Raw genomic sequence first — 2,880 nt, forward strand, 5'->3', positions numbered from 1 at the left:
CAATCAAATTAGATCTTATGTGCTCGATCAATCAAGAATAAAAGATCTTCGAACAAAGCATGAGGAAACAAATACGCAAGCGGTTTTAGATGGTAAAATCAATAACTTCGTCAAAGAAAGTTTAAAGAATGGATACTAAAGATTTATCAAAAGTTCAAAAAGACAGAGAAGCAAAATTAGCTAAGCTTCGTTCTGAGGGCTTTAATTATCCTAATAATTTTGAAAAGACTTATGAAATTGCCTACCTTATAGATAAATTTGGGCATCACAGCAAAGAAGAATTAGAAAAACAAAACGAAACTGCTTGCAATGCTGGTCGAGTTGTTCTGAAAAGGGAAATGGGCAAAGTAGTTTTTATGACTATTGAAGACTTTTCAGGACGCATCCAAGTATATTTTTCTAAGAATAATTTGGAGGACAAATTAGAACAGGTTAAAGATTTTGACTTGGGGGATATCATTGGAATAGAAGGTGTTTTATTCAGAACCAAGACCGATGAACTAACTATTGAAGTGAACGATTTTCAACTCATCACTAAGTCGCTTAATCCAATGCCTGAAAAACATGCTGGCCTCACCGATATTGAAACAATCTATAGACAAAGATATGTGGATTTGATGAGTAATAGTGAGTCAAGAGATATATTTGTGAAGCGAAATAAAATTATTGAATCCATAAGAAATAATATGATTGATCAAAACTTTTTGGAAGTTGAAACACCCATGATGCACTCCATACCTGGAGGGGCAAATGCCAAACCTTTTAAAACCCATCATAACGCCTTAGATAAAGAGCTTTTTTTGAGGATTGCGCCTGAGCTTTATTTAAAAAAATTACTGGTAGGTGGTTTTGAAAAAGTATTCGAAATTAATAGAAACTTTCGAAATGAGGGCATCTCAACCATTCATAACCCAGAATTTACCATGCTTGAGTTTTATGAGGCTTTTGGTAGTCTTCAGAAGACGACTTCTTTCGTTCAGAAGCTAATCCAAGATGCTGTTGCTAGCGTTAACGATAGTCTGCAAATCAGTTACCAAGATAGAGCTCTTGATCTTTCTCAAGATTTTAAGATCTCTTCAATGAAGGAACTATTAGAGACTAAATTAGGCACAAAAATGGATACAACAGATCAAATTATGGCTGCCGGAAAAAAAGCTAACTTACAAATGGAAAAAAATTGGTCATGGGGTAAGATCATGCTTGAGCTATTTGAGGAACATATTGAACCAAATTTATGGGAACCTACATTTGTCAAAGATTATCCTGCCGATGTTTCACCATTGTCCAGAAGAAAAGACAATAACCCAGATTATGCTGATAGAATCGAATTATTTATTGCAGGCCGAGAATTTGCCAATTTTTTCTGCGAGCTCAATGATCCACACGATCAAGAGCAAAGATTTGTAGCTCAAGTCAAACAAAAAGAAACCGGCGATAGCGAGGCTATGCACTTTGATGATGACTATATTAATGCTTTGAAATATGGCATGCCGCCTGCGGTTGGCGTTGGTCTTGGTATCGATCGCTTGATCATGCTGGCCGTGGACAAAAAATCTATCAGAGATGTCATAATCTTCCCAACTCTAAAATAGCACCTACATATTTAAAACCTCCCTTTTTTTTCTATAACTATGTACAAAATTACTACGAAATATTAATCTATTTTTATGCTAAAAAAATGGGAGATAATCATGAGAAATATGTTTTTCGTTGTGCTCTTGGCAGCTTGTTCTGCTTCAGCAAACAATGTCGAGATTTATTGCAACGGTCTAACAAATGACAATCAACGGGTAGAATTGAAACTTGACGTCAATACTATAGTTAAAAAAGTTACTGTGGATGATGCCGATGAGTTTAATTTTGCAGTTTCAAATAAATTCAATTACGTCTGGGAATCAAGATATGGCAACGTTTCATATACAAATATTCTAAACAAACTAGATGGTTCGATGGCAGTTTTAATGCCTAATCAAGATCTAAATCAACCGCCTGTATTGCGAGCGCAATTAATTTGTGTGGCTGAGAAAGATATCAAATTCGAATAAGTATCTGTATGCGTATTTGGTTTTTATTCTTATCTTTAATTCTTGTCCCATTGGGCTTAGAGGCAGAAGAATACAACGGTTCTAAAGTTTTATATTCGACTGGAGAGCTGTGTGAAACCAATGTAGATTCAGCTAATTGTAATACCGAATTAATAGGATCACTCAATACGAATTTTGGCCAGTTACCCGTAAATCCAATCCCTCCATTTTTCAAGAACCCGAATCCTGGTGGTGGAGTTGGTACTTTGGCCAACATAGATTGTGGGCAAGGAGGTACTGATAAGGCATACCTAGGTTGCTACAACAATGTTTCAAGTTATGGTGTAGCAATTGGTGTGGGCAACTCCGTCACTTCTTATAGCATTTCTATGGGCATAAATACATCGGCTGACGGTTCGCATGCAGTAGCTCTTGGTAATGAAGCGGATGCTAATGCCATCTATGATGTAAGTGTTGGAGCATCAGCAGGCCAAAACGCTAGTAATACAGGTTCAAATGTTTACGTTGGTTACGCGGCTGGACAAAGTTCTGACGGATCAAACAATACAGCAATTGGAAGAGGTGCAGGACAATCTTCCACAGGCAGTAATAATGTTTTCATAGGTTACGATGCTGGTAACGGTATAACTGGTTCCGATCAGCTTTACATAAGCTCAAATTCTTCAAACCTAATAACAGGTGACTTTTCTACAGGCCAACTTGATCTTGGTCAAACCTCTGGCACAGTTACAGCACTAAATGATTTTAATGTCGATGGCGATGCCAGTTTTGATGGCACTGCAACAGTAACAGGTGCCACCACCTTATCAAGCACTCTGGGCGTAAGTGGAGCCAC

3 protein-coding genes and 1 pseudogene are annotated in these 2,880 nt (G+C 37.3%); all 4 read left to right on the forward strand.

Annotated features, from left to right (window positions below; all coding sequences use genetic code 11):
* A pseudogene (gene prfB / locus B4237_RS00755) lies at positions 1–139 on the forward strand (peptide chain release factor 2); the annotation flags it as partial.
* Positions 129–1,592 carry a lysine--tRNA ligase gene (gene lysS / locus B4237_RS00760; protein ID WP_286940791.1) on the forward strand — a complete coding sequence of 488 codons (1,464 nt, stop codon included), beginning with the start codon at positions 129–131 and terminating at the stop codon, positions 1,590–1,592. The pseudogene prfB and the gene lysS, both read left to right, overlap by 11 nt.
* A gap of 99 nt (positions 1,593–1,691) precedes the next feature.
* On the forward strand, positions 1,692–2,045 hold the full coding sequence (locus tag B4237_RS00765) for a hypothetical protein (protein ID WP_286940793.1): 354 nt from the start codon (positions 1,692–1,694) through the stop codon (positions 2,043–2,045).
* 8 nt (positions 2,046–2,053) lie between these two features.
* A partial coding sequence (locus B4237_RS00770; protein WP_286940794.1) for a hypothetical protein occupies positions 2,054–2,880 on the forward strand: 827 nt, incomplete at its 3' end.

The sequence above is a fragment of the Acinetobacter sp. UBA6526 genome (assembly GCF_002434875.1).
GTDB lineage: Bacteria > Pseudomonadota > Gammaproteobacteria > Pseudomonadales > Moraxellaceae > Acinetobacter > Acinetobacter venetianus.